We start from the raw sequence: 25,647 nt of genomic DNA on the forward strand, positions 1-25,647 counted from the left end.
CGCGTCGCTTTCCATGTCCTTCGCGCAGGCAGGGAGAATCGGAGGGCAAGGCCGCAGGCCCACGGGTTCCCGACTCTGCTCAACCTTATACGCGAAGGTGCAGTTGTTTCCCTGGCAGGTCTTCGGACTCAGGGGCGTGAACCGTCTGGTTCGGCCTTGCCTGGCGACTTCCCGGTGTTAACCAGTGTCTTGCTGCCAGGCTTGTTCCCCAATACCGCTGCGCGTCAGTTCCGGACTCTCACCGGATTCCTAGTACCATATCTGGTACTTTACCAAGGATTTAAACACTATATACAGTGAGAAGCATGACGACAAGGCACTTTTTTACCGGTTTGCGGTCAGTAAACGGAACCAAGGAGAGCACCATGAAGGCAATACTCGGATACCTGCTGACAGCCCTGACCCTGCCTGTCCTGGCGGCCACGGCCCATGCAGATGGTCGCGATGACTCACTGATCAAAGCCTTTTCAGCCATGACATCTCTGGAAGATGGCTGGGAGCCGTTGGAGTTTCCCAAAATCGACCGGCATAGCCGCTATGAACTGGTCGACGACGAGGGCAAGCAGGTTGTTGAAGCCACCACTGACAACAGCGCCTCCGGGCTTATTGCAAGGATATCGGTGGAACCCGGGGATTCACTGATACTGCGCTGGCGCTGGAAGGTTTCAAATGTGTTCGAGCAGGGAGATGCCCGCGAAAAAGATGGCGATGATTACCCCGCCCGCATCTACGTGGCATTCGAATTCGAGCCTGAAGAAGCCGGTTTTTTTGAGCGCGCCAAACGCAAAACAGTGGAGGTTGTGTTCGGGGAGGAACTGCCGGGCAACGCCCTGAACTACATATGGGCCAACCAGCTGCCGGCTGGAGAAGTTGTTGCCAATCCCTTTACCGATACCACGATGATGGTGGCGGTGAATTCCGGCGCGGATAGAACTGGCGAATGGGTCACTGTGGAGCGGGACATTGTCGCAGATTACGAAGATGCCTTTGGCCGCAAGCCTCCAAAGCTGGTGGGAGTAGCCATTATGTCTGATTCGGACAACACCGGGGAATCCGCCACGGCCCGGTATGGCGACGTAGAACTGGTTCGGCCCTAGGGCAATTGCGGTAAGCCGGGAAGCACGAATCCTGCCGTCAACTCCCGTCGAGGAGGCACGTCACCCCGCTCTGCAAGGCGGAGGTAAGCATCATCAAATTCATTGCGTAATTGGGCACTTCTTGGATTCGCCAGTGAAAATATCCAGGCGGCGTTCCTGGTTCGCACCGGGTACTCGCGAATTCCGGGAACCCGAAATTCCTCGAGCACCGCCATGACCGCCTGTTGAAAGTTCAGCAGGTAATCTCCCCGTCCACGCTCCAGCATGGCAACACCGGCCCGGTGATTCCGGGCATAGATCACCGTGATCTCGGGGCTTGATTCCAAAATCGAATCCAGTCCGCTGTGGGTATAGCCTGAAATCAGAATCAGGGTCTGGCCCGTCAGGTCATCAAAACGGGACACTTTGGGCGTATTTTCCAGGCCCCAGGCACTGAGTTGCAAGGGAAACGGGCTGACAAAACTCTCCAGGATCTCACCTTCGAGATCCGGTATATCAGTAGCGCCCGGCCAGACGTCGATACCGCCCGTGCGCAGGTAATGATATGCCCGGCTGATCGGCAGCAACTGGAAATCCACATCGTACCCTGCCTCCTCTGCCACGCGGCGGGTCAGCTCAATAAAAATACCCTCGGCTCGGCCTTCTTCACTCTGGAACGTCACTGGCGGCGCATCAAGATAGCCAACCGTGAGCGTATCGTCATTGTGCTGGGTCTGAGCGAAGACAGGCACACACCAACCGATGATAAAGGGCAGAAGTACCGGGAGTACGCCGCAAAGTCTGGTCAATATGCTGACTGTTATTTTCATTGTGCCGCTGGCCGTTACCTTTACAGATTATAAAAAGCGTAACAGACCTGCACGGGAATGCACTTCACACGAGCCGATATTCAGCATCGCTACGATACATTTTCAACGGCATCCGCCAGCATCTCGGCGGTAATTGCCGACAGGGTCCAGCCCAGATGGCCATGGCCGGTGTTATAGAACACCGTGGGCAGCCTGCCCGGCCCGACCCGGGGCATCATATTGGGAAGCATGGGGCGCAAGCCCGCCCAGGGCACTACGCGACGGGTACAGACACCCGGAAAACATTGCTCTACCCAGCGAGTGAGCGGCCGGATGCGGTCATCCCGGATATCGCGATTATATCCGCTGAATTCCGCGGTACCGGCGACACGGAAACGCTCGTCCCCCAGGCGGCTGGTGACGATCTTGGTGGCATCGTCCAGCAGGCTGACGGTCGGTGCCGCTTGCCGGGACGCTTCATCGTCCAGCTCCACGGTGATGGAATAGCCTTTGACCGGGTAGATGTTGACACGATCGCCCAGCTTCGCGGCCAGTTCCCGGCTGCCCACCCCGGCGCAGATCACAACGCCATCGAAAGTGTCACGGGTCTGCTCTTCGCCGTCATGGGAGGTTACCCATGCATGGCTTTCGTCGGCACTGAGCTCGGTCACCGAATGGCCATAGCAGGTCTTCACCCCAAGCCGCTGAATCGCCTCCGCCAGACCATTGGTAAACTTGTGGATATCCCCGGTTGAATCGCTCTCGGTGAAGAAGCCGCCGTAATAGCTGCCGGCCAGGGTAGGTTCGATGTCACGCATTTCCTCGGGGGTGACCGGCCTGCGATCAAGGCCTCCGGCAGCCAACAGCTTGGACACATGGGATGCATGGTCAAAACCGGCCTTGTCGCGGTAGATGTGCAGAATGCCCTGCTTTTTCAGGTCGAAATCAATGCCTTCCTCTTTTGCCCACGCAAACAGATAGTCCCGGGCGGCAATGGCCAGGCGGGCGGTTTCGGTGGTGTTATTTTCATACTGGGGAATGGCAGCGATGAACTCGGCAAACCAGCTCAGTTTGTGCCAGGACGGCCTGGGATTTACCAACAGCGGCGCATCACTGCGCAACATCCATTTAAGGCCTTTGATAATGGTCTGCCAGTTGTTCCAGACTTCGGCATTGGAGGCCGACAGTTGACCACCGTTGGCGAAGGAGGTTTCCATCGCCGCATAACGGTGCTTCTCGTAAACGGTGACATCAAAGCCGCGTTTGGCCAGGGTGTAGGCAGTCGTGATACCAGTAATACCACCGCCAATAACTGCAATTCGCTTCATAGCAATCTCCAGGGAGCGTCCAGGGTTTCCTTCCTACACCAGGCGGTAGAAAGCACCCCTTCCGTCACTGGACCTGAGAGATTCACGTACCGGTTAAACGAAACCGGCCGCTTGCTCCTTCGGTGTGCCAACAGACGCAGTCGACAACTCTTCGGAAAGTTTTCGCGCTAGCGGTCCTTTTGCCTGAGAGTTTCCGGGGCAGTTGCTCCTTCGGCGCCGGGTGCACAGTTGTGTGACCCGGTCTCTCCCGCTAGCACGTCTGTCTTGCAATCAATTCAGAACTTGGTCAGAAAATAGCAAAACTCTGGAGGTTTGAACACTCCTGCACCGAGCAGCTACTCCACCGTAACACTTTTCGCCAGGTTTCTGGGCTGGTCCACATCGGTGCCTTTCAAGACTGCCACATGGTAGGACAGCAGCTGCAAGGGCACGGTATAGACGATCGGCGATGTAATCGGGTGCACAGAAGGCAGTTGCATCACATGGATACCTTCCTGGGCCTTCACACCCGCCGCCTGGTCCGCGAATACGAACAACTCGCCACCTCTGGCCCGGACTTCTTCCAGGTTGGACTTCAGCTTTTCCAGCAGTTCATTGTTCGGAGCCACTGTGACAACCGGCATGTCGCCGTCCACCAGTGCCAGCGGGCCATGCTTGAGTTCACCGGCAGGATAGGCCTCGGCGTGGATATAGGAGATTTCCTTGAGCTTCAGAGCGCCTTCCAGAGCCACCGGGAACATGGCACCACGGCCCAGGAACAGGCTGTGGAACTTGTCCATGAACGATTTCGACAGTTCGACGATCTCACCGTCCAGTGCCAGTACCTGCTCCACCTGCCCGGGAATCAACCGGATAGCTTCAACAATTTCCGCTTCCCGCGCTTCGTCAAGGCCGTTTTGGCGAGCCAGTGCCAGGGTGAAAATCAACAGCGCCGTCAGCTGGGTGGTGAACGCCTTGGTGGAGGCGACACCGATTTCAGGGCCGGCCTGGGTCATGATCACCAGATCGGATTCCCGCACCAGGGAGCTGCCGGGCACGTTACAGATCGCCATGGCAGCGCGGAAACCGGCCTTCTTGGCCTGACGCAGAGCCGCCAGGGTATCGGCGGTTTCACCGGACTGTGAGATGCACAGGAACAGGGTGTCCGGCTGGATAACGTGTTTGCGGTAGCGGAACTCGGAAGCCACCTCCACGGAGCAGGGCACACCCGCCAGATCCTCGATCCAGTAGCGCGCCACCAGGCCGGCATGGTAACTGGTGCCACAGGCAATGATCTGGACATGGCGCACGTTTTCCAGCAGGTTTCCGGCCTGGGTGCCCAGGGCCTGCTCCAGCACGCGGGTTTTGGTTACCCGGCCTTCGGTGGTGGCGCGGATGACCCGTGGCTGCTCGTGAATTTCCTTGAGCATGAAGTGGCGATACTCGCCTTTTTCAGCGGCGTCCGAGCTGTGTTCGAAACGGGTGGTGACACGATCCACCGGCTGCTTGTCACGGTCGTGAATCTCGATGCGGTCACGGCGGATATCGGCAATATCACCCTCTTCCAGGAACATGAAGCGGTCGGTGACCGGCAGCAACGCCAACTGGTCGGAAGCGATGAAGTTCTCGCCAATACCCACCCCGACTACCAGCGGGCTGCCTTCTCGACACACCACCATGTGCTCAGGTTCGTCGGCGTGAATAACGGCCAGGGCATAAGCACCGCGCAAGCGCTCGATGGCCGTGCTGACCGCCTGGTAGAGATCCTTGCTCTGGCGATACTGCTTTTCAATAAGGTGTACGACCACCTCGGTATCGGTCTGGGAGGTAAACTCAAAACCCTCGGCTTTCAGCTCCTCGCGCAGTTCCTGATAGTTCTCGATAATGCCATTATGAACAATGGCCAGGCGCTCACCGGACATGTGCGGGTGGGCGTTAACCTGAGACGGCTCACCATGGGTCGCCCAACGGGTGTGGGCAATACCGGCAGCGCCCTGCAGGCCTTCACCGGTAATAACGTCGGCCAGGGCCGCAACCTTGCCGACTTCCCGTGCCCGGTTTATGGCGTGGTTACTGTCGATCACAGCCATACCCGCGGAATCATAACCCCGGTACTCCAGGCGGCGCAGTCCCTCCAGCAAAATACCCTGAACATCCCTTTCCGATACTGCACCTACAATTCCACACATAAACCTGTCACCTGTTCTGAATGTACCGAAGCCTGTCCGGGCTTTTGAATCAGTCTTTTTTAACCGGGCGTTCCCAGTTGTTGATATTGCGCTGGCGTCCACGGGCCACGGCGAGTTCGCCGGTCCCGACATCACGGGTAATGGTGGAGCCGGCACCAATGGTGACATTGTCCGCCAATGACACGGGCGCGACCAGAGCAGTGTTCGAGCCCACGAAAACGCCGTCACCCATCACCGTTCTGTACTTGTTAACCCCATCATAATTGCACGTAATGGTTCCTGCACCCACATTCACATTGCGCCCGAGGGTGGCATCGCCCACGTAGCTGAGATGGTTGATTTTGCTGCCTTCACCCACCTCGGCCTTCTTGGTTTCCACAAAGTTGCCTACTTTGGTGCTGTCTGCCAGTTTTGTGCCTGGACGCAGCCGTGCAAAAGGGCCAACCTGGGCGCCGCTGCCGATGACCGCGCCATCAACAATCGAATTGGCTTCGATATGGGTGCCCCGGCCAATGGTGGCATCACGAATCACGCAGTTGGGGCCAATGCTGACATCATTAGCGAGGGAGACATTGCCCTCGAAGACCACATTGATATCGATCAGCACATCCTGTCCTACCGACAGGTTCCCCCGTACATCCACTCGCCCCGGGTCTGCCAGCGTGGCACCTTCGGTCATCAGCCGGCCAGCCTCCTGACGCTGATACCAGCGTTCCAGTTCCGCCAGTTGCAGCCGGTTATTCACGCCCTGCACTTCGTATTCGTTGCCAGGTTGTGCCACTGCAATACCCACGCCTCTGTCGGCCGCTATGGCAATGATATCCGTCAGGTAGTATTCGCCCTGGGCATTGCTGTTGGACAATTGCGGCAGCCAGTCTTTCAGGTGGCGCGCGGAAACCGCAAGGATACCGGTATTCACTTCGGTCACGGTTTTCTGCGCCTCGGTGGCATCCTTCTGTTCCACAATCGACGTCACCTGGCCAGCTTCGTTGCGGAGTATTCGGCCATAACCGTCCGGGTTGTCCAGCGTCACCGTCAACAGGCCGAGTGAGTCTTCACTGACCTGAGATACCAGAGCCTCCAGAGTTTCTGGTCGTGTCAGCGGCACATCGCCATAGAGAATCAGCACACGGGCATCGTCGGGTAGCGCCGGCAGGGCCTGGGCGACGGCGTGGCCGGTACCCAGTTGTTGCTCCTGCAATGCCCATTGCACACCGTCAGCCGGTGTGATGGCTTTTACCTGATCCGCACCATGACCGATGACGCCATGAATACCCTCCGCACCCAGTGTACGGGCGGTGTCGATCACATGATGAAGCATGGGTTTGCCGGCAATACGGTGGAGAACCTTGGGCATGGCGGATTTCATCCGCGATCCCTGGCCGGCGGCCAGAATTACAACGTGCAGGGATGTCATAGGGATAACCACACTCCGGACTGGTGGCGGGTTTGCATGTATTGAACAAAAAAAGCCGCCTCCCTGGCAAATGACACTCCGGAAAGATTCCGGTGCGTCATCCGTTTCAGGATGCGGCTCTTGTCAGGCGAATGGCTGCCTGTACGCAGGTTCCGGCAATAACCGACCTCAGCGTACGTTCTTGCGCAGCTTCTGAATTGTACGCAGCTGAGCGGCAGCTTCTGCCAGCTCGGCCGCGGCACGGGAGTATTCGAACTCGCCTGTCTTGTTTGCCAGTGCCTTTTCAGCTTCTTTCTGGGCTTCCAGTGCCGCTGCTTCATCCACATCCTTGGCGCGGATAGCGGTGTCAGCCATCAGGGTAATGAGGTTGGGCTGAACTTCCAGGTACCCACCTGAAACGTAAAGGATTTCCTCTTTCCCGTTCTGCTTGATGATCCGCACTGAGCCGGGCTTTAGCTCGGTCAGCAGCGGAGCATGGCCCAGCTGTATACCCAGTTCACCCTCGGTGCCGGTAGCAATCAGCATCTCTACCAGCCCGGAGTAAATTTTTTCCTCGGCACTTACGACGTCACAATGTACGGTCATAGCCATTTTTGATGCCTCTTGGGTCTGAAAGCAAAGGAAGTCTTACTTCTTGCCTTCCTTCTCTTTCATTTCCTTCGCCTTCTCGATTACTTCCTCGATGCCGCCACACATGTAGAAAGCCTGCTCGGGCATTTCGTCGTATTCACCGTTCAGAATACCCTCGAAGCTGGCGATAGTCTCTTTCAGAGACACGTACTTACCCGGTGAGCCGGTAAATACCTCAGCAACGTGGAAAGGCTGGGACAGGAAGCGCTCAATCTTACGGGCACGGGATACTGTCTGCTTGTCTTCTTCGGACAGTTCGTCCATACCCAGGATGGCGATGATGTCTTTCAGCTCTTTATAACGCTGGAGTACGTTCTGAACACCACGTGCAACGTCATAGTGCTGCTCGCCGATCACCAGCGGATCCAGCTGACGTGAGGTGGAGTCCAGCGGATCAATCGCCGGGTAGATACCCTTGGAAGCGATGTCACGGCTCAGTACAACAGTGGCATCCAGGTGCGAGAAGGTGGTCGCCGGCGACGGGTCAGTCAGGTCGTCCGCCGGCACGTATACCGCCTGGATAGACGTGATGGAACCGGTCTTGGTGGACGTAATACGCTCCTGCAATTCACCCATCTCCTGGGCCAGTGTGGGCTGGTAACCTACCGCGGACGGCATACGGCCCAGCAGTGCCGATACCTCGGTACCCGCCAGCGTGTAACGGTAGATGTTGTCGATGAACAACAGTACGTCACGACCTTCGTCACGGAACTTCTCGGCAATGGTCAGGCCGGTCAGGGCAACACGCAGACGGTTTCCGGGGGGTTCGTTCATCTGCCCGTATACCATTGCAACCTTGTCCAGTACATTGGAATCCTTCATCTCGTAGTAAAAGTCGTTACCCTCACGGGTACGCTCACCTACACCAGCGAAGACCGACAGACCGGAGTGCTCTTTGGCGATGTTGTTGATCAGTTCCATCATGTTAACGGTCTTACCAACACCCGCGCCCCCGAACAGGCCAACCTTACCCCCCTTGGCAAACGGACAGATCAGGTCGATAACCTTGATGCCGGTTTCCAGCAGGTCAGCAGACGCTGCCTGATCGGCATAGCCCGGCGCCTTGCGGTGGATGGCCCAGCGCTCTTCCTCGCCAATGTCACCCTGCTCGTCGATGGGACGACCCAGAACATCCATGATGCGGCCCAGAGTCTGGGTGCCTACCGGTACCGAAATCGGCTTGCCGGTGTTATCTGCTTTCAGGCCACGTTTGAGGCCTTCGGTGCTGCCCATTGCGATGGTACGGACAATGCCGTCGCCCAGCTGTTGCTGAACTTCCAGAGTTGTCTCACCACCTTCAAGCAGCAGTGCGTCGTAAACGCCCGGAACGGAGTCACGTGGAAATTCCACGTCGATAACCGCGCCTATGATCTGAACGATATGTCCGCTACTCATGCTCGGTTCCTCGTTATCTTGATAGTCAATAAAACCAGTAGGATTGTGGGCAGGATCAGACCGAAGCCGCGCCGCTCACAATCTCCGAAATTTCTTGCGTGATAGCTGCCTGACGAGCCTTGTTATAGGCAAGCTGGAGCTCGTTAATGATTTCGCCGGCGTTGTCTGTCGCACTCTTCATGGCGATCATTCGCGCAGCCTGCTCGCAGGCCAGATTCTCTACCACTCCCTGATACACCTGGGATTCGATATAGCGTGGCAGCAGTCCATCGAGGATGGGCCGTGAATCCGGCTCGTAGAGATAATCCCACTGGTCACCGACTTCCTCATCATCGCCTTTCGGCAAGGGTAGAAGCTGCTCCGCGATGGGCGCCTGGGTCATGGTGTTCACAAATTCGTTGAAAATGAGGTAAAGGCGGTCGATCTTGCCCTCCTCAAATGCATCAAGCATGACCTTGACGTTACCAATGAGCTTTTCCGCGCTGGGGCTGTCACCGATGTGAGTCAGTGCCGCGACCACGTTCCCGCCGTAGCTGCGGAAAAACGAAGCGCCTTTCTGCCCGACAGCGCAGATATCGGTCTCTACACCCTTGTCTTTCCATGCACGCATTTCACGAACAAGCAGTTTGAAAGCGTTGGTGTTAAGGCCCCCGCAGAGTCCACGATCCGAGGACACCACAATGTAACCGACACGCTTTACGTCACGCTCTTTCATGAACGGGTGCACGTAATCCTTGTTGGATTTGGCAATATGTCCGATTGCCTGACGCATCTTTTCCGCATAAGGGCGCGTGGCCTTCATGCGGTCCTGAGCCTTACGCATCTTGCTCGCAGCCACCATTTCCATGGCGCTGGTGATTTTCTGCGTGCTCTTGATGCTTCCGATCTGGTTGCGTATTTCTTTTCCGACGGCCATAAGTCACTGCCTTTTCAAGTTAGACACTCATGTGGACCAACGGACCCGCCGCGGCGGGTCTCGGGCTTACCAGCTTTGAGTGGTCTTGAATTTCTCCAGAGCAGCTTTCAGGCTGGCGGCAACATCGTCATCGTACTTGCCTTCTTCACCGATCTTGTCGAGCACGTCTTTCTGTTCTGCACGCATCCAGTCAAGCAGTTGCGCTTCGAATTTAACGACGTTGTTGACTTCGACATCATCCAGGAAGCCTTCGTTAGCTGCGAATAGCACGGTACCCATTTCCGCAACGGTCATGGGGCTGTACTGGTTCTGTTTCATCAGCTCGGTAACGCGCTGACCGTGCTCCAGCTGGTTCCGGGTGGCTTCGTCCAGGTCTGATGCAAACTGGGCGAAGGCCGCCAGTTCACGATACTGGGCAAGGGCCAGACGGATATTACCGCCAAGTTTCTTCATGATCTTGGTCTGTGCGGAGCCACCAACCCGGGATACGGAGATACCGGCGTTCATTGCCGGACGGATGCCGGAGTTGAACAGGTTGGTTTCCAGGAAGATCTGACCATCGGTAATCGAGATTACGTTGGTCGGTACGAAGGCGGAAACGTCACCAGCCTGGGTTTCAATGATCGGCAGTGCGGTCAGGGAACCGGTCTTGCCTTTCACTTCACCGTTGGTGAGCTTTTCAACTTCGTCGGCGTTGATCCGGGAAGCACGCTCCAGAAGACGTGAGTGCAGGTAGAAAACGTCACCCGGGTAGGCTTCACGGCCCGGCGGACGACGCAACAGCAGGGAAATCTGGCGGTAAGCCACGGCCTGCTTGGAAAGATCGTCATAGATGATCAGCGCGTCTTCACCACGGTCACGGAAGTACTCACCCATGGAGGTGCCGGAATACGGTGCCAGGAACTGCATCGCAGCAGGATCGGCAGCACCGGCTGCGACCACGATGGTGTGGTCCATGGCGCCATGCTCTTCCAGCTTGCGAACAACGGCCGCAATGGAAGACTGCTTCTGGCCAATGGCTACATAGACACACTTGATGCCGGTGTTCTTCTGGTTGATGATCGCGTCGATGGCAACAGCGGTCTTACCGATCTGACGGTCACCGATAATCAGCTCACGCTGGCCACGGCCGATTGGCACCATGGTATCAATCGCTTTGAGACCAGTCTGTACCGGCTCGTCAACAGATTGACGAGCGATTACGCCGGGCGCGACTTTTTCGACCGGTGATGTCAGGGTGTTGCCCAGGTCACCCTTGCCGTCGATCGGATTACCCAGGCCGTCTACAACGCGGCCAAGCAGTTCCGGTCCGATCGGTACTTCCAGGATACGGCCGGTACAACGAACTTTCTGGCCTTCAGCCAGATCTTCGTAGTCGCCCAGTACCACGGCACCTACGGAGTCACGCTCCAGGTTCAGTGCCATACCATAAATGCCGTTAGCGAATTCAATCATCTCGCCGTACATGACGTCGGCCAGACCGTGAATCAATACGATACCGTCAGAAACAGACAGGATCGTACCTTCGTTTTTTGCTTCTGAAGAAATATCGAGTTTTTCGATTCTCTTCTTGATGATGTCACTGATCTCGGATGGATTCAGTTGCTGCATGCCTTTGTCCTCAAACCTTGTGCTGAAATCAGGAGCCCATGGCGTTGGCGAGTTTCGCCAGCTTGCCACGAACCGAAGCGTCGATAACCAGGTCGCCTGCGCGTACAACTACCCCACCGATCAATGACTGATCAACCGAGGATTCAAGTTCGACCTTGCGCTCCAGCTTCCTGGACAGTGCGTCAATCATCTTCTGCTGCTGTTCGGCGGTCATTTCAAAAGCCGTACTCACCTTGAGTTTGACACTGCGCTCAAGGTCGGCACGGTGAAGAGTGAATAGATCCGAAACGGCAGGCAGCAGGGCCAGACGCTTGTTTTCAGCAAGAATCAACAGGAAGTTTCTGAGTGCCTCAGGCAGTTGCTCTTCAAAACAGTCAGCGAAGAGTTCCGCCTTGCGCTGCTCAGACAGGCCCGGATTGGCCAGGATGATTTTTACCTCTGGGTCAGCCGCAACCTTGGCAGCGAAAGCCAGAGCCTGATCCCAAAGATCGACAGCGTTCTGGTCCTGCGCAGCGTCAAAAACGGCTTTCGCGTAGGGTCGGGCTAACGTAATCAGTTGTGCCATGATGACCCTCTTTTAGAGTTCTGCGGCCAGCTTGTCCAGCATCTCGCTGTGAGCTTTGGCGTCGACGGAGGTTTCCAGGATCTTCTCGGCACCGGCGATGGCGATGGCTGCCACTTCCGCTCTCAGTGCGTCACGAGCCTGTACACGCTCCTGCTGGATTTCCGCCCTGGCCTGCTCAATGATTTTCTCACCTTCTTTGCGAGCATCATCTTTGGAGGCTTCAACGATCTGGGCGGCACGCTTGTTGGCCTGATCAATCAGGCCTGCAGCTTCTTCTTTGGCCTTCTGCAGTTCCTTAGAGGCTTTTTCCTGCGCGAGTTCCAGATCGAGGGAAGCCCGATCTGCGGCAGAAAGGCCATCAGCAATTTTCTTCTGGCGCGCACTCATGGCTTCGGTGATCGGAGGCCATACATATTTCACGCAGAACCAGACGAAAATAGCGAAGGCGATCGCTTGCCCTATTAACGTAAGGTTTATATTCACGGCAATATACCTCTTGCTATTCGTTGCATGCTGGTTTCCGGAAAACCGGGCACTGCCAGTGCATTTTCAGCATCAGTGCCCCGGATTTTCGGGCGTAATTAGCCAGCTACAACGAAGATCAGGTACATAGAAATACCAACGCCGATCATGGGAACCGCGTCGAGCAGACCGGCCATAATGAAGGTCTTAGTCTGCAGCTGGGCAGCCATTTCCGGCTGACGAGCAGTTGATTCAAGCAGCTTGCCGCCGAGCAGGGCGAAGCCAATGCCGGTAGCCAGTGCACCAGAACCCAGGATGATAGCGGCTGCGATGAATACGATTTCCATTTAAAACTCCTCAGTTTTCAGTTTATTAAAGGTTAATTTCTATTTTCAGTTCAGATTTTCGTAAGCGATTTCGACGACCAGTTAGTGATCTTCATGCGCCTGGCTGAGATAAACAACAGCCAGCGTGGTGAAGATAAAGGCCTGCAGCGTGATTACCAGAATGTGGAAAATCGCCCAGGGCACGTTCAGTGTCCATTGAATCCAGAACGGCAATATTGCGATCAGGATGAACACTACCTCACCGGCGTACATGTTACCGAACAGACGCAGCGCCAGGCTGAGTGGCTTGGTAAGCAGTCCAATGAGTTCGAGTACCAGGTTGAATGGCACCAGAGACCAGTGGTTAAACGGCGTGAACGACAGTTCCTTTGCGAAGCCACCAGCACCTTTAACCTTGATGCTGTAGAAGATGATAAGCAGGAACACACCGATGGAAATCCCGAAAGTACCATTGGGATCGGTGGTAGGTACAATCTTGAAGTATTCTGCCCCCAGGGCATGGGCGATCTGTGGTATGAAATCCACCGGAATCAGCTTGAGGCTGTTCATCAGGAAGATCCACACGAACATGGTCAGCGCCAGTGGCGCAATCACCGGGTTCTTGCCGTGGAAGCCGTCGCGGACAATGCCCTGAACGAATTCAACGATCATTTCCACCGCGTTCTGCAGACCGGACGGAACGCCCGTGGTCGCACGTTTGGCAACCATGCGGAAAAGCCCGATAAAGACCAGACCCATGAAGATCGACCAGCCCAGGGTGTCCACATGAAACGCCATGAAGCCCATATCCGCCGCTTCCGTAGAGGTGCGGGCGAACGTCCAGGATGCTTCCTGCATTACCGTGACATCGTTGGTGTAAGGATCAACCCGTTCATAGCCTGCCGGAAGCTTGCCATAAGTCAGGTTCTGGAGGTGGTGTTGGATATACTCTACTGGGGTATCAGCTGCCATACTGCTCTCGTCCAGTCATCGCTGTTGTCTTGGCCGGGTGAACCAACGAATGAACGGGTTCAAAACAACCATCACAGCAAAAGTGAATAACAGAGCCGGCACGTGCACAGGCTCCATCAAGATGAAAACGGCCGCAAAAAAAACGGCAATCAGGGCGAGTTTGATACCTTCAGCCCTGAACATGTTACTCACCAGCAGATGCACTTTTCGTGCGCCCTCATAACGATACATCTGGCGAGCAAAGTATGCGTTTGGTATTACAAAAATAAGACCGCCTATGAACGCGGAATAACCAGCCAAACGACTTTCTAACAACCAAACCAGGCTCAATACAGCCACGAGCCCGACATCCACCACCAGCCACCTTACAAACGGCAGCTGATTTATACGCCTTCTGGTCGGGGACATGGAACCAGCCTGAATATTGTACCTGCGTACCTGAAACCTGTTTCCTGCCACAACCCTGTCCGGTGTTTATGCAAGCGCGCGAAATTATATGTGTTAACCGATGGGTGTTCAACAAAACCGGCGGGAAAATTTGATGGAAAAGTAGCCAATTTTCACGGCAGATGCCATCAATATCACACAAGTTGTGTTTTTAAACAATTCAGATCACGACATGTGGTGTTTTGGCGCCGAGTCAGTACTTTCGCACTATCGACCAATGACACTACTTGATGTGGTCCAGGATACCGTCCAGCTCGTCCAGTGAGGTGTATTCAATCACCAGCTTGCCTTTTCCACGCTGGCCATGGTCGATAGACACCCGTGCTCCCAGACGTTCAGCAAGATCATCCTGCAGGGCGCGGATATTGGGGTCTACCTCGCCTTTGGCTTTCTTGCGGCCCGGGGTTTCCTGCTGAACGCGGCGAACCAGGGCTTCGGTCTGGCGCACAGACAGGGATTTCGCCACCACCTGCTTCGCCACCTGCATCTGCTGTTCCGGCTGCAGAGTCAGCATAGCGCGACCATGACCCATTTCCAGGTCGCCGTGCTCCAGCATCACACGCACATCCTCGGACAGGCTGATCAGGCGCAGCAGGTTGGTAATGGTGGTTCTCGACTTGCCCACCGCTTCCGCGACCTGGGCCTGGGTAAGGCCGAATTCGTCCTGCAGGCGCTGAAGGGCAAAGGCCTCTTCAATGGGATTGAGATTCTCGCGCTGGATATTTTCGATCAGCGCCATGGCGATGGCGGCATCATCCGGCACATCACGGATGATAGCGGGGATGCGATCAAGTTCTGCCATCTGGGTGGCACGCCAGCGGCGTTCGCCGGCGATCAGTTCGAACCGGCCTTCGGCGATCGGGCGCACCACGACCGGTTGCATTACACCTTGTTGACGAATGGAATCCGCCAGCTCCTGCAGGGCCGCCGGGTCCATGTCCCGGCGGGGCTGGAACCGGCCGCGCTGGATCAGGTCAATCGGAACCTCCCGGAGCTCACCGTCGTGGTCCTTCAGTTCCTGATCCAGATTAACCCTGGAACCCTGTAACAGAGCGCCCAGTCCGCGCTCACCCAGTCCTCGTTTCTTCGCCGCCATGGTGTTTGTCATTCTTCCCGATGAAAAATCTGTGTGCAAAGGAGAGGTAGTTTACACGGCAACGGCCGCGGATGTCTTTTGTGAACCGTGCCGGCGAACCATTTCACCAGCCAGGGCCAGGTATGCAATCGCGCCCTTGGAGGTACGATCGTATTTCAGCGCCGGCACACCATAACTGGGCGCCTCGGCCAGCCGCACGTTACGGGGAATCACTGCCTTGTAGACCTTGTCGCCGAAAAACTCACTGAGCTGGCCGGAAACGTCCAGGGTCAGGCTGTTACGGGGGTCGTACATGGTACGCAGGATACCTTCCACCTGCAGATCCGGATTCACCGTTTCCTGAATCTGTTCCACCGTGTTCATCAGCGCCGCCAGGCCTTCCAGTGCGTAATACTCACACTGCATGGGGATCAGCACGGTATCCGCCGCTGAAAGGGCGTTAACGGTCAGCAGGCTGAGGGACGGTGGGCAATCGATGAGGATGTAGTCGTAGTTTTCCCGCACCTTGTTCAGGGCCAGTCGCAGGCGGTGCTCGCGGCCGATTTCATTCATCAGCTCCACTTCGGCGGCGGTTAGGTCGCCGTTGGACGGCAGGATGTCGAAACCGGATGCCTCGGCGTGGAAAATTACCTCGCCGGCGGTGGCCCTTTTGGTAAGCATGTCGTAGCCGGAACGCTCGAGCGCGTTTTTATCCACACCGCTGCCCATGGTGGCGTTGCCCTGGGGGTCCATGTCCACCAGCAGCACACGGCGCTTGGTTGCAGCCAGGGAGGCAGCCAGGTTGACGCAGGTGGTGGTTTTCCCAACACCGCCTTTCTGATTGGTCACTGCAATCACACGCGCCATGGCTAGCCTCCTGTGGTGAAATTCTGATGGCCGGAATCCCGCCCGATCACCAGTAGATGCCGGTCGCCGTCCGAGCCGGGTACCGATAACGGGTACCGGGACTTTACCTGCCAACCCGCGGGCAGGGCCGCCACCTCATCATCCGGAAACTGGCCTTTCATGGCAAGGAACTCGCCCTCATCCGCAAGCAGATGTCCGCACCAGACAACAAGATTGTCCAGAGCCGTGAACGCGCGGCTGCTGATCTGGCGGTATCGAATGGCGGGATCACAGCTTTCCGCCCGGCCGTGGATAATTTCCACATTATTCAGGCCCAGTTCCAGCACGCACTGGGTCAGGAATCGGGTTTTCTTGCTGTTGCTGTCCAACAGGGTAAATCTCTTATGGGGCAAAACAATGGCCAGGGGGATGCCCGGCAGCCCGCCTCCGGCACCTACATCCAGCAGGTGGTCGGTGGTGACGAACGGCAGAATGCTCAGGCTGTCCAGCAACTGACGGGACACCATCTGCGCCGGTTCCCGCACGGCCGTCAGGTTGTAAGCGCGATTCCACTTGTTCAGCAAAGCCAGAAACGCCAGCAGCTGGTGCTGGCTGGCGTCATCGAGTTCCAGATTCAGATCAGCCAGACCCTCGGCGAGCTGGCGTTGCCAGAGTGCATCGTTCATGGGTGCGCTCAGGCAGACTGTTTACGCAACAGGTCGCGCTTTTTCAGATGCACCAGGACCTGGGAAATCGCCGCCGGTGTCACTCCCTGGATGCGTGAGGCCTGGGCCACGGTCTCCGGCCGGACTTCCTTGAGCTTCTGCCTGATCTCGTTGGACAGGCCGCCAATGGCGTCAAAATCAATATCCACCGGCAGGAGAGTGTTCTCGTTCCGGCGCAGGCGCTCGATCTCATCCGCCTGGCGGGAGATGTAACCCTCGTACTTGATCTCGATTTCCACCTGGTCCGCAACAATGGGATCGTCTGCGATGCCCTCAGCCATCTGAGCAATATGGCTGTAGCTGATCTCCGGGCGACGTAGCAGTTCCGCCAGGGTCTGGTCACGGTTCATGGGCTGGCGCAGGAAGCTGTTGGCGGCCTCACCACCGGGGGTACCCGGATGAATCCGGGTGGTTTCCAGGCGCTTGCGTTCTTTGGCGATCGCGTCGCGCTTGGTGTTGAAGGCCTGCCAGCGCTGCTGATCCACGACCCCCAGCTTGTGGCCGGTTTCGGTCAGGCGCAGGTCGGCGTTGTCTTCCCGCAGGATCAGCCGGTATTCGGCGCGGCTGGTAAACATGCGGTAGGGCTCGGAGGTACCCATGGTAATCAGATCATCCACCAGCACTCCGAGGTAGGCCTCATCGCGGCGGGGGTACCATTCGTCCCGCTCCTGGGCCCGCAGCGCTGCATTGATACCCGCCAGCAGGCCCTGGGCACCGGCTTCTTCGTAGCCGGTGGTGCCGTTGATCTGGCCGGCAAAGTACAGACCCTGGATAAACTTGGTCTCCAGGGTGTGGCGCAGGTCCTGTGGATTGAGGAAATCGTATTCGATGGCGTAACCGGGCCGGGTGATATGGGCATTCTCGAAGCCGGGGATGGTGCGCACGGCGGCCAGCTGGATATCGAACGGCAGGCTTGTGGAAATGCCGTTGGGATACAACTCATTGGTGGTCAGGCCCTCGGGCTCAACGAAAATCTGATGCGAGTCCTTGTCCGCAAAGCGATTGACCTTGTCTTCGATGGACGGGCAGTAACGAGGCCCGATACCTTCGATGTTGCCGGCAAACATGGGCGAACGGTCAAAGCCGCTGCGGATGATGTCGTGGGTCTGCTCGGTGGTGCGGGTGACGTAGCAGCAAACCTGCTCGGGATGCTGGGCACGGGAACCCAGGAACGACATCACCGGTGCCGGGTCATCACCCCATTGCTCCTGCATCACGGAAAAGTCCACGCTGCGGGCGTCGATCCGAGGCGGGGTACCGGTTTTCAGGCGCCCGACATTGAACGGCAGCTCACGCAAGCGCTGCGCGAGGGCGTTGGCGGGAGCGTCACCGGCACGGCCGCCGGAATGCTGCTGCATACCAATGTGAATAACACCGCCGAGGAAAGTACCGGTGGTCAGTACCACCGTGGGCGCTCGGAAGCGGATGCCGGACTGTGTTACCACGCCGGTGATTTGCTCACCGTCGACAATCAGGTCGTCGGCGGCCTGCTGAAACAGGGTCAGGTTGGGCTGGTTCTCGAGGATTTCACGAATGGCCGCCTTGTAAAGCACCCGATCCGCCTGGGCACGGGTAGCCCGAACCGCAGGGCCCTTGCGGGAATTGAGCACGCGGAACTGGATTCCGGCCCTGTCTGTAGCCATCGCCATGGCGCCACCAAGGGCGTCGATTTCCTTGACCAGATGGCTCTTGCCAATACCGCCAATGGCCGGATTGCAGGACATCTGGCCCAGGGTTTCAATGTTGTGGGTCAGCAGCAGGGTCTGTGATCCCATACGCGCAGCCGCCAGCGCGGCTTCAGTGCCGGCATGGCCACCACCAATGACAATCACGTCGAAACGGGTCGGATAATCCACTACATCACCTCGGCAAACGGGGTATCAAAAATTCTGGGTATCAATAACAGCCTGAAAATCAGGGCGGGGATTATAACGCCTTACCCTGTAAATTGCAGTCAGAATGTGCAAATTTTAACCAGACTGGAAGCCCATATTAACCTTCTGGCAGACCACCCGCGCACTCCAGGGTGTTCCACGCCAGGTTTCACAGATAGGTGAAAACCGAAATCCGAAAAATTTCAGCGTCTTGTCGTGATCTTCTCATAAAAGTTTTCAAGAAAGTTATCCACATTCATGGAGTGCTTCTGAAGGCACCAAAAAACATCCTAACCGTATGTTTTTAAATATTTTGTAGAGTTTTACTCAAAGCTTATCCGAAGGTTATCCAATTATTTATCCACAGTTTGATGCCGCCAGCAACAGCCGCACTGTTCCGCGCCCTTGGGCTGTTCCATTTTTGGGCAATCATCCGGGCATTGCCCGTTAACGGTGCAGATTTCTGGGGCCTGCCAACCGATGATCGTTTATTGACACCTTTAAATGACTATATCCGCCTGTTTAATGACGAACTGGCATGAAATTCGCGGGGATTCACAGCTTTCAATCAAATTTCAGCCCAGGGCCAGTGCGGCTTCACCGCTGAGGGAACCTGACCATGACCAGTGTAATTTCGTTTTCCAGACACCGGACCTTCCACGCCCGACACACCCGGGAAAGGAATATTTTCAACGACTTCGATTTCAACTCGGTGTATCAGCCAATTTTCAGCCCGACCCATCAGAAACTGGTCGGCTTTGAAGCGCTGGTGCGGGTCAGCCAGGATCACCAGGCGGTCTCACCGGTACAACTGTTCAAAAGCGCTCACAAAAGCAGGCAGACGGTAGAGCTGGACAACTTTCTGTTGCACCGTCACCTGGAACAGTTTTCAACGCATCCGATACCCGCATGGCTTTTCCTGAACATCAATCCGGAGACCTGCACCCATCCCGCCTCGTCTATGGACCGGCTGATTGACCAGTGCCAGGCGTGCGGCATTTCACCGGACAGGGTGGTGCTGGAGCTGGTGGAGACCGCAAGCGAACACCCTGGCGCCCTGCTGAAGTTTATCGATATTGCCAAAGCCAGGGGTTTCCGGATCGCTATCGACGACTTTGGTACCGGGGATTCGAATTTCGAGCGCCTGTGGCGAATGGACCCGATGATCGTGAAGCTTGATCGCAGCCTGCTGGTCAATGCCGAACAGCACCATCGTGCCCGCCAGTTACTGGAAAGCCTGGTGCGGATGATTCGTGAGAGTGGCAGCCTGGTGCTGCTGGAAGGTATCGAAAACCAGGCCCAGGCCGGAATTGCACTGGCAACCGAGGCTGATCTGTTGCAGGGATTCCTGTTGGCTATGCCGGATGCCATCAACCAGGCCACGGTGGCTCAGGGTGAAGCTGCGCTGAGATCTGTGATGAATCAGTCCAGCCAGACTTCCCTGAAGGAAAGTTCGGATCACCAGGACTTTTTGCGTCTGCTCAGATACGAGATCCTTGAAGCCTGCCTTCGGGTAGCAAGAGGGGAGCCCTTTACTGCCGCGTGTGAAACCATGCTGAAGATCGAAGGTGTCAAACGCTGCTTCCTGCTCAACCGGGACGGAGTGCAGCAGGGCAACCTGGTGTTCGCCACCCACACTGCGGCACCTCATAATTTTAACCCGCTCTACCAGTCAGCCGGTGCCTGCTGGGCCCACCGGGAATATTTCCGCAATGCGGTTACCCGGCCGCAGCACATCAATGCGTCCCGGCCCTACGTGGCATTACCGGATGCCATTCGCACGGTGACACTGTCCACTTCATTGACCAGCGGCAATGGCCGCCAGGTGTTCTGTGTTGACCTGCATCCCGATGAACTCTTCGACGGCCAGCTGTGTTTTCCACATACACTCTGAGCCGTCGCGATCAGAACCGGTCCATCTCTTTTGACTGTGGTGCAGTGGCCATGCCGCGGCCGCCGGCAGATTGACTGGCCTGTTTCTCGAGTTCCACGCTCACCGCGTTGCTGGACTTTGCAAACCGCGCCAGCAGGTTGTAGAGCACGGGAATGATGAACAGGGTCAGGGTGGTGGCGAAGATTAGCCCGCCAAGAATCACGATACCAATCGAAGCCCGGCTTTCAGCGCCGGCGCCGGTTGCCAGTACCAGCGGCACCGCCCCGAATACCGTGGAGATGGTGGTCATCAAAACCGGCCGGAAACGCAATATCGCCCCTTCCAGGATGGCATCATGGACTTCATGGCCTCTGTCGCGCAGCTGATTGGCAAACTCCACGATCAGTATCCCGTTCTTGGCCATCAGCCCCAATAGCATGATGATGCCTATCTGGCTGTAGATGTTGAGAGTGATGCCGGAGAAGAACAGGGCATAGAGCGCACCTGTAACAGCCAGCGGCACCGACAGCATGATGATCATCGGGTGAATCCAGCTTTCAAACTGCGCCGCCAGCACCAGGAAGACAATCACGAACGCCAGCCCGAAGGTCACATAGATAGCCGCCGATGAATCCTGGAACTCTCGGCTCAGCCCCTTGTAACTCACCCTGGCCTCCGGTGGCAGGTTATCCACAGCAAGACCGTTCAGGTAGTTCAGAGCCGAACCCAGATCGTAGCCGTCCGCCAGTGAACCGCTGATAACCACCGCCGGCAACCGGTCAATGCGCCGCAGATCCGGGTTGGCGCCAACCTCTTCAATCGAAACCAGGGCTTCCAGGGGAATCAGGTCGCCACCCTGCCGTGGGCGCAGGAACACGCGGCCAAGGTCACTGGGGGTAGCCCGATCGATATCAGAAGCCTGCACGATCACATCGTATTCCCGGCCCCGATCCAGGTAGGTCGTCACCTGCCTTGAAGCCAGCATGGTCTGCAGCGTCAGGCCCACATCTTCCACCGTCACGTCGAGATCCGCAGCCCGCTCCCGGTCGATGGTGACGTTCAGTTCCGGACGGGTAAGCTCGAAATCGGTTTCCAGGCTGAGGAGATCGGGGTTTTCTTTCGCCCGTTCGACAATTTCCTCGCTCCATGCCTGCACCGAGTCGTAGTCGGGGCCACCAATGACAAACTCCACCGGCTGATTGAACCCACGCTGGCCCAGGCCTGGCGGATTCACCGCCACGGATCGCACACCCGGAATGCCTGCCAGTTTGCCCCGTAGCTCACTGGTGATTTCCTGCTGCTTGATGTCCCGCTCGTCCCAGGGGGCCAGGCCCATGATCATGAAGGCATTATCCGGTTCATTCCGGAATCCCACGATGGAGAGTATGCGGTTGGCACTGCCATCTTCCAGGTAAGGCAGCAACTGCTCCTCGGCCTTGAGAACATGATGGTCCGTGTACTCTACCGTGGAGCCACGAGGCGCACTGGTAGGCATGATGATGACACCACGGTCTTCGGTGGGGGCGAGCTCCTGTGGCAGTTTCGGAAACACCACCACCGCCATGATCATTCCCACTACGCCGAGACCCAGCAACAGGCCAGGCTGACGCAACGAGAACCGCAACAGGCGGGCATAACCATTGGTAAGCCCGTTGAGAACACGCTCGCTGGCAGCCCAGAGTCGGTGGCCCTCTTCCGTTTCCGGGCTGTGCTTCAGCCACTTGGAACACAGCATCGGAGTCAGTGTCAGTGCCACAATACTGGATACCACCACGGCCGCCGCCAGCGTAAAGCCGAACTCCGCGAACAGGCGCCCGACGTTGCCTCCCATGAAGGAGATAGGTACGAACACCGCAATCAGGGTCAGGGTGGTAGCGATAATCGCAAACGCCACCTGCCGGGCACCGCGATAGGCCGCCAGCAGCGGTGGTTCACCTTCGTCAATACGCCGCTGGATGTTCTCCAGCATCACGATGGCGTCATCCACCACCAGGCCGATGGCAAGGATAACGGCCAACAGCGTCAGCACGTTGATGGAGAAACCGAGGGCACCAAGGCCGATGAACGCACCGATGACCGCCACCGGAATGGTCACCGCAGGAATCAGTGTCGCACGCCAGGAGCGCAGGAACATGAAAATAACCAGAATGACCAGGGATACCGCGATCGCCAGTGTGATGGCGACTTCCCGGATAGAAGCACGGATAAAGATGGATTCATCGTAGCTTTCAGCGATGTTGACTTCCGGGGGCAGGGTTTCGCGGATTTTATCCAGTTCTGCACGAACCAGGTCCGAGACAGCAACGGTGTTGGATTTGGATTGCCGGATGACCCCCAGCCCCACCGCGGTCTGCCCGTTAAAGCGCAGACGGCTGGTGTCGGACTCGACCCCCAACTGCACATTGGCAACTTCACCGAGCCTGAGCAGATCGTTACCGTCACGACGGATAACCAGCTGACGGAATTCATCGACGCCACTGAGCCGCCCTTTGGCACGTACAGTAAAATCCCGGGTAGAGGATTCCACCGAACCCGCTGGAAGCTCTACATTATTCGACCTGAGGGCCCGTTCCACCTCGGCCACTGTCATGTCCCTGGAAGCCAGTTTTTCACGATCCAGCCAGACGCGAATGGCATAGCGCCGCTCGCCACCAATCCGGACATCCGCCACACCATCCAGAACGGAAAGACGATCTACCAGTACTCTTTCGGCAAAATCACTAAGCTCAGCGCTGTCCCAGACATCACTGCGCAATGACAGCCACATCATCGGACGGGCGTCGGAATCCGCCTTACGAACTACCGGCGGGTCGGCTTCTTCGGGCAGGTTATTGGCCACCCGGGCGACTGCATCCCGGACATCGTTGGCGGCAATGTCCACATTCCGCGATGTATTGAACTCGATGGACGTGCGGGACTCGCCCTGTTCGGTACTGGACTCGATGGAACGGATACCCTCGATACCACTGATGGCGCTTTCGATCTCCTGGGTGATCTGAGTATCCACCACTTCAGCGGCCGCGCCGGTGTAATCGGTGGAAATTGACACCACCGGCGGGTCGATATCCGGGTACTCACGTACTGGCAGGCCGCGCAGGGCAGCCAGACCGAAAACCAGGATAAGCAGGCTGATAACGGTGGCGAAAACCGGGCGCTTGATGGAGATGTCCGAGAGGATCATCGATCAGGACTCCGGGGAACTGGCAAAACGGTTATCCGGAATTGCCTCGTCGTCATCCACCACATCAATACGGTCACCACTGCTGAGACGATCCTGACCGGTGACGATCACCCGGTCATCCTCCGCTAAGCCGTCGGATACCTCCACCCAGCCGGGCGAGCGGGAACCTGTGGAAACGGATACCCGGCGGGCGACACCGTCCTCGGCAATGAACACATATTTGTCGTCACCACGGATCATGATGGCCTGCTCGGGAATGACCAGTGCTTCCCGCTCCCGCAGAGTCAGGTTGGCAGACATGAACTGACCCGGGCGTAACTTGCCATCCGGATTGTCGATAATGGCACGCACCGGCAAAGTGCGGCTGAGTTCGTTGATCCGCGTACCCATTTCCACCAGTTCACCCTGAAACCCCTCGTCGGGATAGGCCGGCGACGTGCCACGGACCATCTGTCCCATCTGCACCTGACCCAGGAAACGCTCGGGAACGGAAAAACCCAATTCCATACGATCTGTTGAATCAAGGGTGGTGACCGGCGTTCCGGAACTGAGGTAGGTGCCAAGGCTGATATCACTGAGTCCGATAACGCCCTCGAAAGGGGCCTCAATGCGGTGGTTGTCGAGACGGGTCCGGGCTGACTCCCGTTGGGCCTCGGCCACATCCATGGCGGTCCGGAGCTCATCCACCCGGGACTGTGAAATGCTGTTGTTGGCCTGCAGGCGCTGCGCCCGTTCATACTGACGGCGAGCATCTGCCAGAGTGGCTTCCGCTACCTGCAGATCAGCCCGCGCCTGACGGTCGTCCAGGCGCAGCAACAACAGACCCTGGCCAACCCGCTTTCCGCTGGTCAGGTTCATTTCCACCACACGGCCACTGACTTCAGTGGTCAGCTCCACCTGATCAAGGGCCCTCAGGTTGCCCACCGCGTTGACGGAATCCCGAACCAATTCCATGCTGGGGCTGATCGCATTCACCTTGCTTGCCGGGCGCTCTCTCTGTGCGCCCCCAGATTCTTCCTGGCCAAAATACTGCCAGGAGAAAGCCCCTCCGGTTGCCAGGACCACAAGAACCAGGGCGATCAGCCATTGCTTAGCCATAATCTTCTCTGTTAATTGGTTTTATGTTGCTCGCATTGGCGTCGCCAGGGCACCGCCCGGCTATTTCCTGCTGATCACCAGTACAATTTCACCGACGTCGATTCCCCACTTGCTCATGGTGGTCTGGTTGATCAGCGTGTCGGATGTGATCAGATACATCCAGTCATCCATGCGTACATCGATGGTGTCATCACCATATGGCACTCTCAGGACATAATTCATATTGATGGCGTTACCCTGCCAGCGCATGGAGCCAGGCTCCACCACATCCCCTGCATCCGCGTGCAGGGCACCGTCATCCGGGGTAAGGGTCCAGACCCGGGTCTGGACTTCGCCATCATCAAAACGGAACTCTTCATCCAGGGTGCCGACACCGTCGCTGTCCCAGCTGGCGGAAATATCCGCATCAAAGGTACGAATCACTTCCCCTGAAAAATCCTTGACCACCCCCCGGGCGGAAAGTTCGCCGGTGAAGAATTCCTGGGGCGTCAGTACCGGTTTGCGATCCTTGTAATCCTCCAGCGCCGGCCCGGCGCAGCCGACGAGCAGGGCTGTGGATAACAATAACCACAGATAGCGGGGCAAACCAGTGATGACCTTTGATCCGGCTGAACTTTGCATGACTTTTACACTCTCGGGACGTTGCGAAAACAATTTGTAACCTTTGAAATACGCCGAAAGCACGGTTACCGATCAATGCCGTAAAACAACGGGCAATTAAAGCTGCAAGGCTTTGCGGTTCCGGGATTTTCAATTCTTCCGGAGCGGCTCCTGGATGTCCGCTCCTTGAAATTCCGGCAACCGCCCCCAGACTTCTAAATAGCCGCCATTCGCGCGGTATTCCATACCAGAT

At 56.9% G+C, this 25,647-nt stretch carries 22 protein-coding genes and 2 riboswitches; of the genes, 2 read left to right on the forward strand and 20 right to left on the reverse strand.

Translation table 11 applies throughout. From position 1 onward, the window contains the following. Positions 1 to 95 precede the first annotated feature (95 nt). A riboswitch (cobalamin riboswitch) is annotated at positions 96 to 292 on the reverse strand. Between the two features lie 73 nt (positions 293 to 365). Next, positions 366 to 1,097: a DUF3047 domain-containing protein gene (locus tag ACESMB_RS04355; RefSeq protein WP_372970989.1), complete on the forward strand. Its 732-nt coding sequence runs from the start codon at positions 366 to 368 to the stop codon at positions 1,095 to 1,097. Here ACESMB_RS04355 and ACESMB_RS04360 read toward each other — a convergent pair. From ACESMB_RS04360 to mnmG, 17 genes are all read right to left on the reverse strand, one after another. Further along, on the reverse strand, positions 1,094 to 1,828 hold the full coding sequence (locus ACESMB_RS04360) for a substrate-binding periplasmic protein (RefSeq protein WP_372925311.1): 735 nt from the start codon (positions 1,826 to 1,828) through the stop codon (positions 1,094 to 1,096). The two genes, ACESMB_RS04355 and ACESMB_RS04360, sit on opposite strands and share 4 nt — an antisense overlap. Positions 1,829 to 1,995: 167 nt before the next feature. After that, positions 1,996 to 3,213 carry a D-amino acid dehydrogenase gene (locus tag ACESMB_RS04365; protein WP_372925312.1) on the reverse strand — a complete coding sequence of 406 codons (1,218 nt, stop codon included), beginning with the start codon at positions 3,211 to 3,213 and terminating at the stop codon, positions 1,996 to 1,998. A 161-nt stretch (positions 3,214 to 3,374) separates the two neighbouring features. Next, positions 3,375 to 3,473, reverse strand: a riboswitch (glycine riboswitch). A 75-nt stretch (positions 3,474 to 3,548) separates the two neighbouring features. Next, positions 3,549 to 5,381 carry a glutamine--fructose-6-phosphate transaminase (isomerizing) gene (glmS, locus tag ACESMB_RS04370; protein ID WP_372970990.1) on the reverse strand — a complete coding sequence of 611 codons (1,833 nt, stop codon included), beginning with the start codon at positions 5,379 to 5,381 and terminating at the stop codon, positions 3,549 to 3,551. A gap of 49 nt (positions 5,382 to 5,430) precedes the next feature. Continuing rightward, on the reverse strand, positions 5,431 to 6,798 hold the full coding sequence (glmU, locus tag ACESMB_RS04375) for a bifunctional UDP-N-acetylglucosamine diphosphorylase/glucosamine-1-phosphate N-acetyltransferase GlmU (protein ID WP_372925314.1): 1,368 nt from the start codon (positions 6,796 to 6,798) through the stop codon (positions 5,431 to 5,433). A gap of 168 nt (positions 6,799 to 6,966) precedes the next feature. Continuing rightward, positions 6,967 to 7,389 (reverse strand): F0F1 ATP synthase subunit epsilon, encoded by a 423-nt coding sequence (locus ACESMB_RS04380; protein ID WP_372925315.1) that lies wholly within the window; start codon positions 7,387 to 7,389, stop codon positions 6,967 to 6,969. A gap of 36 nt (positions 7,390 to 7,425) precedes the next feature. Further along, positions 7,426 to 8,823, reverse strand: coding sequence for a F0F1 ATP synthase subunit beta (atpD, locus tag ACESMB_RS04385; protein ID WP_372925316.1), 1,398 nt, complete (start codon positions 8,821 to 8,823; stop codon positions 7,426 to 7,428). A gap of 55 nt (positions 8,824 to 8,878) precedes the next feature. Continuing rightward, positions 8,879 to 9,739, reverse strand: a complete 861-nt coding sequence (atpG, locus tag ACESMB_RS04390; RefSeq protein ID WP_372925317.1) for a F0F1 ATP synthase subunit gamma — start codon at positions 9,737 to 9,739, stop codon at positions 8,879 to 8,881. Between the two features lie 66 nt (positions 9,740 to 9,805). Next, a complete protein-coding gene (atpA, locus tag ACESMB_RS04395; RefSeq protein ID WP_372925318.1) occupies positions 9,806 to 11,350 on the reverse strand; it encodes a F0F1 ATP synthase subunit alpha in 1,545 nt (514 codons plus the stop codon). 28 nt (positions 11,351 to 11,378) lie between these two features. Further along, on the reverse strand, positions 11,379 to 11,915 hold the full coding sequence (locus ACESMB_RS04400) for a F0F1 ATP synthase subunit delta (protein ID WP_372925319.1): 537 nt from the start codon (positions 11,913 to 11,915) through the stop codon (positions 11,379 to 11,381). A gap of 12 nt (positions 11,916 to 11,927) precedes the next feature. After that, on the reverse strand, positions 11,928 to 12,398 hold the full coding sequence (locus tag ACESMB_RS04405; protein ID WP_372925320.1) for a F0F1 ATP synthase subunit B: 471 nt from the start codon (positions 12,396 to 12,398) through the stop codon (positions 11,928 to 11,930). Positions 12,399 to 12,496: 98 nt separating this feature from the next. Further along, on the reverse strand, positions 12,497 to 12,724 hold the full coding sequence (gene atpE, locus ACESMB_RS04410) for a F0F1 ATP synthase subunit C (RefSeq protein WP_372925321.1): 228 nt from the start codon (positions 12,722 to 12,724) through the stop codon (positions 12,497 to 12,499). 81 nt (positions 12,725 to 12,805) lie between these two features. Further along, the gene (gene atpB / locus ACESMB_RS04415; RefSeq protein WP_372925322.1) at positions 12,806 to 13,675 is read right to left on the reverse strand and encodes a F0F1 ATP synthase subunit A; all 870 of its coding nucleotides are present in this window, start codon (positions 13,673 to 13,675) and stop codon (positions 12,806 to 12,808) included. 15 nt (positions 13,676 to 13,690) lie between these two features. After that, positions 13,691 to 14,083: an ATP synthase subunit I gene (locus ACESMB_RS04420; protein ID WP_372970991.1), complete on the reverse strand. Its 393-nt coding sequence runs from the start codon at positions 14,081 to 14,083 to the stop codon at positions 13,691 to 13,693. Between the two features lie 262 nt (positions 14,084 to 14,345). Beyond that, entirely contained in the window at positions 14,346 to 15,218 is an 873-nt protein-coding gene (locus ACESMB_RS04425; protein ID WP_372970992.1) for a ParB/RepB/Spo0J family partition protein, read from the reverse strand. A gap of 51 nt (positions 15,219 to 15,269) precedes the next feature. Next, complete coding sequence (locus ACESMB_RS04430; protein ID WP_372925325.1) at positions 15,270 to 16,064, reverse strand: ParA family protein; 795 nt, start codon at positions 16,062 to 16,064, stop codon at positions 15,270 to 15,272. Positions 16,065 to 16,066: 2 nt separating this feature from the next. Next, positions 16,067 to 16,729, reverse strand: a complete 663-nt coding sequence (gene rsmG / locus ACESMB_RS04435) for a 16S rRNA (guanine(527)-N(7))-methyltransferase RsmG (protein ID WP_372970993.1) — start codon at positions 16,727 to 16,729, stop codon at positions 16,067 to 16,069. Positions 16,730 to 16,737: 8 nt separating this feature from the next. After that, positions 16,738 to 18,624, reverse strand: coding sequence for a tRNA uridine-5-carboxymethylaminomethyl(34) synthesis enzyme MnmG (gene mnmG / locus ACESMB_RS04440; protein ID WP_372925327.1), 1,887 nt, complete (start codon positions 18,622 to 18,624; stop codon positions 16,738 to 16,740). A gap of 637 nt (positions 18,625 to 19,261) precedes the next feature. On the opposite strand from mnmG, the gene ACESMB_RS04445 reads away from it, so the two are divergent. Continuing rightward, on the forward strand, positions 19,262 to 20,536 hold the full coding sequence (locus ACESMB_RS04445) for an EAL domain-containing protein (protein WP_372925328.1): 1,275 nt from the start codon (positions 19,262 to 19,264) through the stop codon (positions 20,534 to 20,536). 10 nt (positions 20,537 to 20,546) lie between these two features. Here the strand turns inward: ACESMB_RS04445 and ACESMB_RS04450 are convergent, their stop codons facing one another. The 3 genes from ACESMB_RS04450 to ACESMB_RS04460 are packed head-to-tail and all read right to left on the reverse strand — an operon-like array spanning position 20,547 to position 25,415. Next, positions 20,547 to 23,696, reverse strand: coding sequence for an efflux RND transporter permease subunit (locus ACESMB_RS04450; protein ID WP_372925329.1), 3,150 nt, complete (start codon positions 23,694 to 23,696; stop codon positions 20,547 to 20,549). 3 nt (positions 23,697 to 23,699) lie between these two features. Continuing rightward, complete coding sequence (locus ACESMB_RS04455; protein WP_372925330.1) at positions 23,700 to 24,794, reverse strand: efflux RND transporter periplasmic adaptor subunit; 1,095 nt, start codon at positions 24,792 to 24,794, stop codon at positions 23,700 to 23,702. Between the two features lie 60 nt (positions 24,795 to 24,854). Next, on the reverse strand, positions 24,855 to 25,415 hold the full coding sequence (locus ACESMB_RS04460) for a DUF3833 domain-containing protein (RefSeq protein WP_372925331.1): 561 nt from the start codon (positions 25,413 to 25,415) through the stop codon (positions 24,855 to 24,857). Positions 25,416 to 25,647: the final 232 nt, after the last annotated feature.

This window comes from Marinobacter sp., from assembly GCF_041686475.1.
In the GTDB taxonomy this organism is placed as follows: Bacteria; Pseudomonadota; Gammaproteobacteria; order Pseudomonadales; family Oleiphilaceae; genus Marinobacter.